The sequence below is a fragment of the Kineosporia sp. R_H_3 genome (genome assembly GCF_002198675.1).
GTDB lineage: Bacteria > Actinomycetota > Actinomycetes > Actinomycetales > Kineosporiaceae > R-H-3.
Genome location: NZ_MWLL01000254.1, coordinates 1 through 12,748 on the forward strand (window position 1 = coordinate 1; position 12,748 = coordinate 12,748).

At 76.2% G+C, this 12,748-nt stretch carries 10 protein-coding genes and 2 pseudogenes; 5 read left to right on the forward strand and 7 right to left on the reverse strand.

Annotated elements, in window-relative coordinates:
- The 4 genes and pseudogenes from ECOMGDLI_RS35100 to ECOMGDLI_RS32225 all read left to right on the forward strand — a co-directional run.
- Window positions 1-1,101: pseudogene (locus ECOMGDLI_RS35100) on the forward strand (hypothetical protein); the annotation flags it as partial.
- Window positions 1,102-1,210: 109 nt separating this feature from the next.
- Window positions 1,211-1,627: a roadblock/LC7 domain-containing protein gene (locus ECOMGDLI_RS32215; RefSeq protein ID WP_088284561.1), complete on the forward strand. Its 417-nt coding sequence runs from the start codon at window positions 1,211-1,213 to the stop codon at window positions 1,625-1,627.
- A 199-nt stretch (window positions 1,628-1,826) separates the two neighbouring features.
- Window positions 1,827-3,086 carry a DUF742 domain-containing protein gene (locus ECOMGDLI_RS32220; protein ID WP_088320906.1) on the forward strand — a complete coding sequence of 420 codons (1,260 nt, stop codon included), beginning with the start codon at window positions 1,827-1,829 and terminating at the stop codon, window positions 3,084-3,086.
- Window positions 3,067-3,654, forward strand: a complete 588-nt coding sequence (locus ECOMGDLI_RS32225) for an ATP/GTP-binding protein (protein WP_088284557.1) — start codon at window positions 3,067-3,069, stop codon at window positions 3,652-3,654. Before ECOMGDLI_RS32220 ends, ECOMGDLI_RS32225 begins: the two co-directional genes overlap by 20 nt.
- Before the next feature lie 69 nt (window positions 3,655-3,723).
- Here ECOMGDLI_RS32225 and ECOMGDLI_RS32230 read toward each other — a convergent pair whose 3' ends face one another.
- From ECOMGDLI_RS32230 to ECOMGDLI_RS32245, 4 genes are all read right to left on the reverse strand, one after another.
- Window positions 3,724-5,373 carry a methyltransferase gene (locus tag ECOMGDLI_RS32230; protein WP_088320907.1) on the reverse strand — a complete coding sequence of 550 codons (1,650 nt, stop codon included), beginning with the start codon at window positions 5,371-5,373 and terminating at the stop codon, window positions 3,724-3,726.
- A gap of 162 nt (window positions 5,374-5,535) precedes the next feature.
- A complete protein-coding gene (locus ECOMGDLI_RS32235) occupies window positions 5,536-7,824 on the reverse strand; it encodes a sodium-translocating pyrophosphatase (RefSeq protein WP_088320908.1) in 2,289 nt (762 codons plus the stop codon).
- A 384-nt stretch (window positions 7,825-8,208) separates the two neighbouring features.
- Entirely contained in the window at window positions 8,209-8,589 is a 381-nt protein-coding gene (locus tag ECOMGDLI_RS32240; protein ID WP_088320909.1) for an ATP-binding protein, read from the reverse strand.
- Between the two features lie 46 nt (window positions 8,590-8,635).
- Complete coding sequence (locus ECOMGDLI_RS32245) at window positions 8,636-9,001, reverse strand: STAS domain-containing protein (RefSeq protein WP_088284549.1); 366 nt, start codon at window positions 8,999-9,001, stop codon at window positions 8,636-8,638.
- Window positions 9,002-9,056: 55 nt separating this feature from the next.
- Here ECOMGDLI_RS32245 and ECOMGDLI_RS32250 point away from each other — a divergent pair, with 55 nt between their 5' ends.
- The gene (locus tag ECOMGDLI_RS32250) at window positions 9,057-11,546 is read left to right on the forward strand and encodes a DEAD/DEAH box helicase (protein ID WP_088320910.1); all 2,490 of its coding nucleotides are present in this window, start codon (window positions 9,057-9,059) and stop codon (window positions 11,544-11,546) included.
- A 99-nt stretch (window positions 11,547-11,645) separates the two neighbouring features.
- Here the strand turns inward: ECOMGDLI_RS32250 and ECOMGDLI_RS36525 are convergent.
- The 3 genes and pseudogenes from ECOMGDLI_RS36525 to ECOMGDLI_RS35675 form a co-directional block, all read right to left on the reverse strand.
- Window positions 11,646-11,957 (reverse strand): annotated as a pseudogene (locus ECOMGDLI_RS36525) (Rv3654c family TadE-like protein); the annotation flags it as partial.
- Window positions 11,954-12,337: a TadE family type IV pilus minor pilin gene (locus ECOMGDLI_RS32260; protein WP_088320911.1), complete on the reverse strand. Its 384-nt coding sequence runs from the start codon at window positions 12,335-12,337 to the stop codon at window positions 11,954-11,956. The pseudogene ECOMGDLI_RS36525 and the gene ECOMGDLI_RS32260, both read right to left, overlap by 4 nt.
- 3 nt (window positions 12,338-12,340) lie before the next feature.
- Window positions 12,341-12,544 (reverse strand): DUF4244 domain-containing protein, encoded by a 204-nt coding sequence (locus tag ECOMGDLI_RS35675; RefSeq protein ID WP_198955379.1) that lies wholly within the window; start codon window positions 12,542-12,544, stop codon window positions 12,341-12,343.
- Between the last annotated feature and the right edge of the window lie 204 nt (window positions 12,545-12,748).

Genomic DNA, 12,748 nt, shown 5'->3' on the forward strand with positions numbered 1-12,748 from the left:
GCCAGGACGCTGCCCACCCGCAGCCGCGGCGCCTCGGCGCCGCCCGCGTTCGGCAGCGCGGCGGAGGTCAGCACGAGCCGGCCCTCCGCCGACTCCCCGACCGCCGTCCCGCCCGCGCCGTCGTTCGGCGTCCCGGCGGCCACGTCGGCCACGGACTCCGCCACGGACCTCGCGCCGGCCCCGTCCGACGCCCCCGCCGACGCCCCGGGCGGGCTGCCGCGCCGCCAGCGCGGGGCCTCGACGCCGCCGGCCGCCCCGTTCGCGTTCCCGACCGGGTCGCCCTCGTCCGCGCCGTTCGGGTCGCCCCCGGCCCCGTCGTCGCCCGCTCCCGAGGCCGGCCCGGCCGACGAGCCCGCGACGGAGCCCGCAGCGGCCGCCGCGGCCGTCACCCCGGTCGAGAGCAAGGCCGCCCCGACGCAGGAAGTGACCCGGACCCGCCCGAGCATGGGTGAGGGCGCCGCACTCACCGGTGAGCTGCCGGTGCGCGGCCGCACCGGCGACGCGCTGCCGCCGGTCAAGCCGTCCGCCGCGCCGGTCCCGCCGGTCGCCGTCCCCGGTGCCCGGTCGGACGGCAACGGCAACGGCAACGGCCACGGCCACGGGCCCGCCTCGAGCGGGGGCGCCCCCGGCGCCTGGAACCCGTCGCTGCCGACCGAGCTCGCGGCCCGCTCCGCCGCCGACGCCGCCGCCCAGCGGTACCGGCCGGCGAACCCGAACGCGCCGATGATCGGCAGCGACTCGCCGCCGGCGTCGAGCGCGCCGACGCCGATCTTCGACTCCATCTCGGTGTGGTTCTCCACGGACGCCTCGGCGCCCTCGACCGGTGCGGTCGACGAGGTCGAGCACGTCGTCGACCTGCGCGACGGCGCCCGCCAGACGGTGACCGCAGGGGCCCCGTCGTCCAACCGCTGGGCCGCCCTCGGCGACCAGCAGTGGCTCGCCGCCAGCGCGCGGGCCGCGGCGACGCCGGAGATCAGCGGCACGACGGGCACCGGCCTGCCGATGCGCCGACCGGGTGCCAACCTCGTCCCGTCGGCGGCGGGCGCCACCCAGGCGGCCGCCCCGGCCGCGGCCGGCTCGGCAGCTACCAGCGTGGCCTGACCTCCGCCCGGCGGTCGCGACGCGCACCCGGCGACGGGGACACCCTGTTCGCCGGCCCCAAGGACGGCAACGGCACGACGAAGACACCCGAAGGCACGGGAGGAGACACGTGAGCACGGGGACAGGTACTGACGTCGGCTGGCTGGTCGACGGGTTCACCCACAGGGTGCCCGGCGTGGCCCACGCGGCCGTCGTGTCGGCGGACGGCCTGCTCATGGCGAGCTCGGCCGGACTGCCGCGCGACCGCGCGGACCAGCTCTCGGCCGTCGCGTCAGGGCTCGGCAGCCTCACGAACGGGGCGGCGCTGTGCTTCTCGGCCGGCGCCGTCGTCCAGACGGTCGTGGAGATGCAGGGCGGCTTCCTGCTGCTCATGGCCATCTCCGACGGCTCGTGGCTGGCCGTTCTCGCCTCGCCGACGTCCGACATCGGTCTCGTCGGCTACGAGATGACGCTGCTCGTCGACCGGGTGGGCGAGCACCTCTCGCCGGCCCTGCGGCAGGCACGCGGCTGGTCGGGCTCGGCCTGAGGCGACGATGAGCCAGACCTTCGAACCCACGCGGAGCGCCGACGAGCGCCCGCGTCCGTCGCGCGAGCCCGGTCGTGGCTCGCGCGGCGGTCCGTCGCGGGGTGACGGCCCCGCGACGCCGTGGAGTCGGGGGGACTCAGAACGCGGCGGGACACCCGCCGAGGCGGGCAGGCCCGCGGGCCGGGCGGAGGGGCGGCGGGTGCCGTCCCAGCCCCAGGCGGGGACGGCGGTGCGCGGCGGCGACCTCGCGTCGTCCGACCATGCCGCGGCCCGGGCCTGGACGCAGGACATGCACGGTTTCGGCACCGGCCGGTCGATCGGGATGCCCGCGTCGTCCGCCCCGAGCGGGCCGGACGACGTCGCGGCGGACGCTCTCACGGGCGGGCCGCTCGACGCGCTGACGGCCGCGGCCGCCGTGGACGCCCAGTCGGTCGTCCTCGGCCTCGACGCACCGGTCATGGCGCTCGTCGGTGCGGACGGCGGCCACCTGCGGGCCGACCAGGGCGGCCCGGCGTGGATCCTGCCCGGCGGGCAGGGCACGGGGCGCGCCGAGCAGGGTGACGGCCGTCGTGCGACCCGTCGCGGGGTCGCGGAGGCCAACGCGGCCGCGCCCGAGGGCGGCGACGACCGCGGGGCGCGGCGCGGGCGCTCGTTCAGCGGGCCCGCGGCAGCCCGTGCCCTCGGCAGCAAGATCTCGGCGGAGGACGGCGGCAGCGGCGGTCGTGGCTCGGACCGCGGCCGGCCGGGGCGGCGCTACATGCCCGCCCCGCAGGAGACCGGCGACCTCGCGGCCGTCGACGACCCGAACAACCCCGTTCCCGCGGGGCTGCAGCCCGGTCAGCCGCTCCCCGGCCAGCTCCCGCCGGGGATGCCGGGTGCCCCCATGCAGACCGGCCCGATGCAGCCCGGCCGCATGCACCAGGACGCCGGGCCCGTGCCGCCGTACGCGGCCCCGCCGCCGCCCCCGATCAGCACCGGCTCCGTGCCGTGGCTGACCGGCGAGCAGGACGCCATCAGCATCACGGCGGCTCTCGGTGACCCGTTCACGGACACCGGCGCGACCCAGATGCTCCGCCCTTACGACGACTCGGCAGACCTCCCCGCGGAGGGTCCCGCGCCGTCCCTGGTGCGGCCCTACGCACGGACCGGCGGGCGCACCAAGCCCGGGCACGATCTCGACCTCGAGGCGCTCGTCGTCACGACGGTCAACGGGCGGGAGGCGTGGTCCAGCCCCCTGCTCAACCCGGAACACGTGCAGGTCATCGGCCTGTGCGTCGACACGACGAGCGTCGCCGAGATCGCCGCGCGGCTGTCGGTGCCCATCGGCGTCGCCCGTGTGATCATCGCCGACATGGTGGACCTCGGACTCGTCGAGGTCGGCAAGACCTCGGCGAACACCGGGGACGAACGCGACCCAGCTTTCCTGAGGAGGGTACTCAGTGGCCTTCAGCGGCTCTGACAGCCGACCGACCCGGTCGACGAAGATCGTCGTCTCGGGCGGTTTCGGCAGCGGTAAGACGACGTTCGTCGGGGCCGTGTCCGAGATCGTCCCGTTGCGGACCGAGGCGGTCATGACGTCCGCCAGCATCGGCGTCGACGACCTGTCGGCGACGCCGAACAAGACGACGACGACCGTGGCGATGGACTTCGGCCGCATCTCGATCGACAGCGAGCTGGTCCTGTACCTGTTCGGGTCGCCGGGGCAGAACCGGTTCTGGTTCATGTGGGACGACCTCGTGCGCGGTGCCATCGGTGCCGTCGTCCTCGTCGACACCCGGCGCCTGCAGGACTGCTTCGGGCCGATCGACTTCTTCGAGGCCCGGAACCTGCCGTTCGTCGTCGCGGTCAACGCGTTCGACGGGGTGCTCCAGCACCGGCCGGAGGAGGTCCGCGAGGCGCTCCAGCTCGGTCCGGACGTCCCCGTGCTCGTGTGCGACGCCCGCGAGCGGGAGTCCGCCAAGCAGACGCTCATCGCGGTCGTCGAGCACGCGCTGCGGACCTGGACCTCCGCGTCGGTGCCCCAGTAGCAGCAGTCCCGCCCACGTCACGGGCGCCCCGGCCGGCCTCCGCCGGTCGGGGCGTTCGCGTGTCCGCGCTCAGCCGGCCGGGGTGAGGAAGCCGTCGAGGACGAGCCCGCGGACGTCGGGCAGCACCTCCGCGGCGAGGGCGTCGGCGGGGACGTCGAGCAGGTCGGCGAGCGCTCCGACGATCGCCCCGACGGGCAGGTCGCCGTCGCACGCGCCGACGAGCCCGGCGAGCGCCGTCCCGGCCCGGACGCCGCGCCCGTAGCCGCCGCCCTGGCGCAGCAGCACGACCGAGGGGTCCTCCTCGCCGGGGCGGTGGTGACGCTCCTCGGTGACGTCGGGGGCGACCCGGAGCCGGGCCGCGGCGAGCGCGGCGTCGTCCGTGCGGGCGAGCCAGGCATGGGCGTCGAGCACAGCGGCGACGTGCTCGCCGAGCGGGGCGTCGAGCGGGGCGCGGACGTCCTCGACGCGGCGCAGCGGCCGGCCGGGGCCGGCGGCGCCGGCGGGCCCGGCCGCCGGGCGGCGCAGGACGACGACGCCGAAGCCGACGCCCTCGACCGCCCGGCGCTCGAAGTCGTCGAGCCAGGCGGCGTAGAGCGCGTCGTGCTGCGGGCCGCCCGAGGTGCCGCCGTCGCGGATCCACATCTCGGCGTACTCGGCGGGGTCCTGGACCTCGCGCTGGACGACCCACGCGTCGAGGGGGCCGTCCCCGCGCTCCTCGGCGGCCCGTGCCGCGTCGTCCAGCCAGCCGCCGACGCGCTCCTGCCACGGCACCCCGGACCGGTGCTCCCAGTTGCCGAGCATGACGGCCGTGCCGCCGGGCGCCAGGACGGCGCCGGCACCGGTCACGAGCCGCCGGACGATCTCGTCGCCCTCGAGGCCGCCGTCCCGGTACTCGTACGTCGTCACGCCGTCCGTGCGCGGTGTGATGACGAACGGCGGGTTGCTGACGACGAGATCGAAGCGTTCCCCCGCAACGGGTTCGAGCAGGCTGCCCGGGCGCAGGTCGACCGTCGCCGACGGGGCCGCGGGGCCGGCGGCGTTGAGCGCCCACGTGAGCGCGGCCATCGCGAGAGCCCGCCGGGAGATGTCGGTCGCGACGACGGACCGGGCGTGCCGGGAGGCGTGCAGCGCCTGCACCCCGCACCCGGTGCCGAGGTCGAGCACCCGGCCGACCGGTCGGCGGGGTGTGCACCGGGCGAGCATCGTCGAGGCTCCCCCGACCCCCAGCACGTGGTCGGGCCGCAGCGCGCCGCCCGTCGCGAGCTCGCCGAGGTCGGAGACCACCCACCAGTCCGCGCTGCCGCCCGCGTCGACGGCGCCGTACGGGCGCAGGTCGACCAGGGCCCGCACCGCGTCGTCCGGGCCCTCGCCGGCGGCGTCGACGAGCCCGAGCCGCCGGGCGCCGTCCGTGCCGAGCCGGGGCAGCGCCCGGTCGACGACGGAACGGGGCACCGGGAGCCAGAGGACGAACAGCCGCAGGAGCGCCGCCACGGGCTCCGGGCGGGCCTCGGTGGCCCGGAGCACCGGCACGACCTGTTCGCGGCCGAGCGCCGCGTGGGCGACCGGGCCGACGAGGTCGGTGACGGACTCGACGGTCCAGCCGTCGAGGTCGGCGCGCAGCGCGGCGACGAGGGCCGGGTCGACCCGGGGCGCGTCCGGGGCCGCTGCGCTGCCGGTGGGGCTGGTGGTGGGGCTCGTGCTCGTGGGTCCGGCGCTCACGGGGCAAGTCTGCCGGTCGGGCGGGCGGGGCGCGGCCGGGAGCAGGACCCGGCACGCAGCGAGGCCCCGGACGCGGTCGGCGTCCGGGGCCCCGGTGCTGCGCTGCTGCTGTGGTGCGGTGCTGCTGGTGGTGCTGGGTGGTGCGTCGTCCCGGTGCCCTGGTCAGGCGGTGACGGCTGCCTTCGCAGGAGCGTCGTCGCCGATGACCGACCGCCGCCGCTTCGAGACCGTGACGGCCGCGATGATGATCGCGACCGCGACGAGCGCGATGGCGATGCGGACGGCCTCGTTCGCCTCGGAACCGACGCTCAGCTGGACGACGGCCGGGGCGATGAGCACGGACACCAGGTTCATGACCTTGATGAGCGGGTTGATCGCCGGGCCGGCGGTGTCCTTGAACGGGTCGCCGACGGTGTCGCCGATGACCGCGGCCGCGTGGGCGTCGCTGCCCTTGCCGCCGTACTGGCCGTCCTCGACGATCTTCTTCGCGTTGTCCCAGGCGCCGCCCGAGTTGGCGAGGAAGACCGCCATGAGGACACCCGCACCGATCGCGCCGGCGAGGTAGCCGGCGAGCGGGCCGACGCCGAGGCCGAAGCCGACGGCGATCGGGGCCATCGCGGCGAGCAGGCCGGGGGTGGCCAGCTCGCGGAGCGAGTCCCGGGTGCAGATGTCGACGACGCGGCCGTACTCCGGCTTCTCCGTGCCGTCCATGATCCCGGGGTGCTCGCGGAACTGGCGCCGCACCTCGTAGACGATGGCACCGGCGGCGCGGGTGACCGCGTCGACGGCGAGGCCGGAGAACAGGAAGACGACCGAGGCGCCGATGATGAGGCCGACGAGGACGTTCGGGCTGACGATCTGGTAGAGGTCCGCCCCCGCCGTCTCGCCCGCCTTGGTGAACGCCGAGGTGACCGCGTCGTTGTACGACCCGAAGAGCGCGGTCGCCGCGAGGACGGCCGTCGCGATCGCGATGCCCTTCGTGATGGCCTTCGTCGTGTTGCCGACGGCGTCGAGCTCGGTGAGGATCTGCGCGCCCTCGCCGTGGACGTCGCCCGACATCTCCGCGATGCCCTGGGCGTTGTCACTGACCGGGCCGAAGGTGTCCATCGCGACGATGACGCCGACCGTGGTCAGCAGGCCGCAGCCGGCGATCGCGATGAGGAACAGCGACAGCGTGACCGAGCCGCCGCCGAGCAGGAAGGCCAGGTAGACCGCCCCGCCGATGGTCAGCGCCGTGTAGACGGCGGACTCGAAGCCGACGCCGATGCCGGACAGGACGACGGTCGCCGCACCGGTGAGGGTCGTCCGGGCCACGTTGTTCGTGGGGGGCGAGTCCGTGCCGGTGAAGTACCCGGTCAGCCACAGGATGATGCCCGCGAGGACGACGCCGATGATGACGGCGGCGGTCGCGATGAGCCGCGGGTCGCCGTCCTGGCCGGCCAGCGGGGTGCTCTCGAACGTCGACGGCAGGTACACGTACGCCGCGACGGCGCACAGCACCGCGGCGACGATCGCCGACAGGTAGAACCCGCGGTTGATGGCCGTGAGGCCGTTCTCGCCCGGGCGCGGCTTGGTGACGTAGACGCCGAAGACGGCCGTCAGCGCACCGATGGCGGGGACGATGAGCGGGAAGACCAGACCGGTCTCGCCGAACGCCGCCTTCCCGAGGATCAGGGCCGCGACGAGCATGACGGCGTAGGACTCGAAGAGGTCCGCGGCCATGCCCGCGCAGTCGCCGACGTTGTCGCCGACGTTGTCGGCGATCGTCGCGGCGTTGCGGGGGTCGTCCTCGGGGATGCCCTGCTCGACCTTGCCGACGAGGTCGGCGCCGACGTCCGCGGCCTTGGTGAAGATGCCGCCGCCGACACGCATGAACATCGCGAGCAGCGCCGCACCGAAGCCGAAGCCCTCGAGCACCGCCGGGGCGTCGCCCCGGTAGATGAGGACGACGACGCTGGCGCCGAGCAGGCCGAGGCCCACGGTCGCCATGCCGACGGTGCCGCCGGTGCGGAACGCGATGCGCATGCCCGCGTCGCGGCCGCCCTCCTCGCGCGCCGCCGCGGCGACCCGGAGGTTCGCGCGCGTGGCGAGCCACATGCCGAGGTACCCGATCGTCGCCGAGAACCCGGCGCCGACGACGAAGAAGAGGCTCCGTCCGATCTTGATCCCGTTCTCCCCCGGAAGGAAGAACAGCAGGACGAAGACGAGCGCGACGAACCAGACCAGCGTCTTGAACTGTCGGTTGAGGTACGCCGACGCGCCTTCCTGGACCGCCTTGGCGATCGTCTTCATGTTCTCCGTGCCCTCGCCGGCTGCGAGTACCTGGCTCCTGAACAGCGCCGCCATACCGAGCGCGACCACCGAGATGGCCGTGACGACAGCGACAAGAGTCAGGTTTCCGCCGGTGAGGGTCACCTCCGAGCCTTCTGCGGCACGGGTGATCCCTGGCATCCGTCCTCCTCGACGTGTGCAAGGCCCCGCCTCGAGAACCGCCCACGACCTCCCTGAGGGAGGCGGAGGCGTCGAGCGGGACGTCGGCGGTGAACCCGGCCGGCCGTTCCGGCGGGCACCGAACGCCGGGCAGTCTACGGAACGTGACGACCGCCACCAAACGGGGGTCGCTGTGACCTTGTCGACTCCGGTACGGGACGTCCGACCTGGGCCGATGTCGGCGCGGACGCTCACCGAGGGTGGTCGGCAGAAGGGGCAGGACGGGCGGTCCGGGGCGTGCGACGAACGGTGCGTGACGACGGACGGGGCCCGTCGGTGCGTGGCGCGCCGGGTACGGCGGGGCGGAACCGCCCTGCGGGCCGCTCCTCGGGCCCTCGGCCGTCCTCAGTCCGCCGAGCGGTCCCAGCTGAGCCAGACCCGGCCGCCGCGGCCGCCGGGGCCGTCGCCGAGGTCCATGTCGTCCGACAGGCCGCGGACGAGGGCCAGGGCGACGTACTCGTCGTCGCCCTCGGCCGCGTCCGCGGAGTCGGTGACGACGATCTCGAGCCGGGGCCCGGCGTCGTCCACCTCGACGAGCATCGGCTCGGTGACGCCGGTGTCGCCGCAGCGCCGGACCGCCCGGGCGCACATCTCGCCGACGGAGAGCCGGATCGCGTCGAGCTGGTCCTCGCCGAGGCCGGCACGGCGCGCGACGGCGACCGCGACGAGCCGTGCGGTGCGCACGTGCTCGGCGGCAGGGCTGAACCGCAGGGCGACCGTACTCATGTCGGGAGCGTGCCTCATCCGGTCGGCGGGCGACAGGGCGCCGACGTCAGGCGTCGGCGCCGTCGGGGGTGCTGCTTGTGTCGGCGAGCGCCTCCTCGAGCGTGGCGTGGATCGGGAAGACCTTGGTCAGCCCGGTGATCCGGAAGACCTTGAGGATCTTCTCCTGGGCGCAGACCAGCCGCAGCGTGCCGTCGTGGGACCGGACGCGCTTGAGGCCGCCCACGAGGACGCCGAGCCCGGTGGAGTCGAGGAACTCGACACCCTCCATGTCCACGACGAGGTCGTAGTGCCCGGACGCGACCAGCTCGTTGAGCCGCTCGCGGAGCGAGGGGGCCGTGTACACGTCGATCTCCCCGCTGACGGAGATGACGGTGCGCGCACCCTCCTGGCGGCTCGTGACGGTGAGCTCCAACTCGCCCTCCTCGGACGTTCGACGTGCGCTCCCGCGCCGGACCGGCGGGGGACGAATGGCATTCAACCACTCCTCGCGGGAGCCGCCCTGCCAGCCGCCCCGGTCGTCGCCTCCTCGCGGGCCGGCTGTCGGGGGCACGGGCCACACTGCGGGGGTGACCGCCCCGCACCCGCGCACGCCCGTGGACCGGCTGCTCGCCGGCCCGGGCCGCGCGGAACGGGTCCGCCACGTGCACACGGTGCCCGAGCGGGCCGGGCGACCGGCGGCGTGGCCGCACTGGGCCGATCCCGGGGTCGTCGAGGCCCTCGGTGCCGCCGGGATCACGGCGCCGTGGCAGCACCAGGTCGCCGCCGCGGACGCCGCGCACGCCGGCCGGCACGTCGCGCTCTCGACCGGGACGGCCTCCGGCAAGTCCCTGGCCTACCTGCTGCCGGTGCTCACGGCCGTCCGGGCCGGCGCCGCCGCACCGAACGGGCGGGGCGCGACCGCGCTGTACCTGGCGCCGACCAAGGCGCTCGCCGCCGACCAGCTCGCGGGCGTCGCGCGGCTCGACGTGCCAGGGGTCCGCGCCGCCACCTACGACGGTGACACCCCGCGCGAGGAGCGGCGCTGGGTGCGGGAGCACGCCAACGTCGTCCTCACCAACCCCGACCTGCTGCACCACTCGCTGCTGCCCGGCCACGAGCACTGGGCATCCTTCCTGCGGGCGCTGTCGTACGTCGTCGTCGACGAGTCGCACCACTACCGCGGCGTCTTCGGCTCGCACGTCGCCGCCGTCCTGCGCCGGCTGCGGCGGGTGTGCGCGCGGTACCGCAGCGAGCCGGTGTTCGTCCTGGCCTCCGCGACGACGGCCGACCCCGCCGGGACGGCGCGGCTGCTCACCGGGCTGGACGCCGAGGTCGTCACCGACGACGCCTCGCCGCGCGGCGCGATGCACGTCGTGCTCTGGGAGCCGCCGCTGACGCCGGGCGGCGGCGAGCACGGGGCCCCGACCCGGCGGCCGGCCGTCGTCGAGACCGCCGACCTGCTCACGGACCTCGTCGCGGCCGGGGTCCCGACCCTGGCGTTCGTCCCGAGCCGGCGCGGCACCGAGACCATGGCGGCCACCGCCCGGCGCCGCCTCGAGGAGGTCGAGCCGGGGCTCGGTGACCGGGTCGCCGCCTACCGCGGCGGGTACCTGCCCGAGGAGCGACGCGCGCTCGAGGCCGCGCTGCGCTCGGGCGCCCTGCTCGGGCTCGCGGCGACGAACGCCCTCGAGCTCGGCATCGACGTGAGCGGCCTCGACGCGGTGCTCATGTGCGGCTGGCCCGGGCGGCGCTCCTCGATGTGGCAGCAGGCCGGGCGCGCGGGCCGGCGCGGGCGGCAGGCGCTCGCCGTCCTCGTCGCCCGGGACGACCCGCTCGACACCTACCTCGTCCACCACCCGGAGGCGGTCTTCGGGCAGCCGGTGGAGGCGACCGTCCTCGACCCGTCGAACCCCTACGTGCTCGCGCCGCACCTGTGCGCCGCCGCGGCCGAGCTGCCGGTCACCGTTGACGACCTCGCGCTCTTCGGCGAGGGGACCGCGGAGCTGCTCGCGGCGCTGACCGCCCGTGGGTTCCTCCGCAGGCGGCCGACGGGCTGGTACTGGACCAGGCCCGACCGGGCGAGCGACCTCGCCGACCTGCGCGGGACGGGCGGCGACCCGGTCCGCATCGTCGAGGCCGCCACCGGGCGGGTGCTCGGCACCGTCGACCCGGGCTCCGCGCACAACGCCGTGCACGCCGGTGCCGTCTACCTGCACCAGGGCGAGCCGTGGTCGGTGCGCGCCCTCGACCTCGCCGAGGGCGTCGCCGCCGTCGAGCGGACGACCGACGAGGTCTCCACGCAGGCGAGGGAGGTCGTCGACATCCGGGTGCTCGGGGTGCGGGAGGAGCGGGATTGGGGCCCGGTGCGGCTGCACCTCGGGACGGTCGAGGTGACCTCGCAGGTGGTGTCCTTCCTGCGCAAGCACGTGACGAGCGGCACCGTCCTCGGCGAGGAGCCGCTCGACCTGCCGCCCCGGGCCCTGCGCACGACCGCGGTCTGGTGGACCATGCCGGCCGACCTGCTCCTCGCGGCGGGCGTCGACGAGGAGAGCGTCCCGGGCGCGGCCCACGCCGCCGAGCACGCGGCGATCGGTCTGCTGCCGCTCGTGGCCGCGTGCGACCGCTGGGACGTCGGCGGGGTGTCCACCGCGCTGCACCAGGACACCGGCCTGCCGACGATCTTCGTGCACGACGGGCACCCGGGCGGCGCCGGGTTCGCCGAGCGGGGGTACCGGTGCGCCCGCACCTGGCTGGAGGCGACCCGGCAGGCGGTCTCGGACTGCGAGTGCGCGCACGGCTGCCCGTCCTGCGTGCAGTCGCCGAAGTGCGGCAACGGCAACGAACCGCTCGACAAGGCACGGGCGCTGCACCTGCTGGACCTCGTGCTGCGTCATGCGACCGCGGACGAGACGACCGGCGGCGACGCCGACGCCGAGCGCACCGGCGTACCGCCCGCGGGTGCGGCCGCCGCGGTCTGACGACGGGACCGCGGGGGCGGCACCGGTCGCGACCGTCGCCGGACCGGCGCGGGCGACGACCTCGGCCGGGCCGACGACCGACCAGGGCGCGGGCACGGGGACGGACGCCCGCACCTCGACGACCCCGTCACCGACGACGGTGCACGCGACGAGGGCGGCTCCGTTGCCGGCGACGACGGCGGCGGCGCGGCCGCAGTCCGGTTCGGGCCAGGCCGCGGCCGCCGCCAGCGCCCCGAGATCGGCGGCGGCGTCCGCGCGGTGCCGCGCGGTCAGCGCCTGGACGAGGCCGACCCCCGCCACGGCGAGGGCCGCAGCGACGAGCACGACGCCGAGGACGAGGACGCTCCCGGACCCCCGCTCGCGATGCCCGCCGCCGCCCCGGCCGCCCGGCCCGGGGCCGCCGCCCGTCACGAGGGCTCCTCGGCGTCGGCGACGGCGCGGGCGCGCACCGTCACTGCCGGCGCGCCCGGCAGCGAGACGTGCACCGCCGCGGACACCGTGACGGTGACGCTGCCGCCGGAGCGACCGACCGAGACCGTCGCACCCGCAGGGGCGAGCGCCCGGGCCGCCGCGAGGACCGCCCCGGGACTGTCGCCCCGGGCGGCGCGGCGAGCAGCGGCCCGGGCCGCGTCGACGGCCCGGACCTGGGCGCCGCCCACCTCGACCACCCCGAGCACGAGCCCGAGGACGAGGACGACCGCGGGCAGCGCGAGCGCCGTCTCCGCGGTGACCGTGCCGCGCTCGCGGGCCCATCCTGCGCCGGGTGCCGAGGGGCGGTCGAGGGGGCGCATCGCTCAGCCGACCGACAGAGCGCGGCGGATGATGCCGAGCAGCAGCCCGCGGACCTGGCCGCCGCTGAGGATCGCGACGAGCAGACCGGCGAAGCCGCACGCGGCGAGCGTCGCGATGGCGTACTCGGCCGTCGCCATGCCGACGTCGTCCGCCGCGTGCCGGATGCGGGAACCGTTGCCCCGCAGAGACTGCACGACCCGACGCATCGGCCGGACGATCGGGCCGGGCGCGACGTCGCGGCGCGTGACCGGTCCGGGCCGCGAGGGCGGGGCAGACGAAGAGGGCGGCACGGAGCCGGCCGCCGGGGCGGGAGTCAGCGTCGCGGAAGACGAGGTCATGAGGCGATCTCCTTCGGGCGGGGCCGGTCCGCGGACCGGCCGTTCGGGACAGGGCGGATGGGACGGGTGGGC

Excerpts from the sequence above, each read along its gene's own strand:
- ECOMGDLI_RS35675 (WP_198955379.1), bottom strand. The coding sequence starts at position 12,544 with ATGCGTCGGGTCGTGCAGTCTCTGCGGGGCAACGGTTCCCGCATCCGG.
- ECOMGDLI_RS32260 (WP_088320911.1), bottom strand. The coding sequence starts at position 12,337 with ATGCGCCCCCTCGACCGCCCCTCGGCACCCGGCGCAGGATGGGCCCGC.
- ECOMGDLI_RS32250 (WP_088320910.1), top strand. The coding sequence starts at position 9,057 with ATGGCATTCAACCACTCCTCGCGGGAGCCGCCCTGCCAGCCGCCCCGG.
- ECOMGDLI_RS32240 (WP_088320909.1), bottom strand. The coding sequence starts at position 8,589 with ATGAGTACGGTCGCCCTGCGGTTCAGCCCTGCCGCCGAGCACGTGCGC.
- ECOMGDLI_RS32235 (WP_088320908.1), bottom strand. The coding sequence starts at position 7,824 with ATGCCAGGGATCACCCGTGCCGCAGAAGGCTCGGAGGTGACCCTCACC.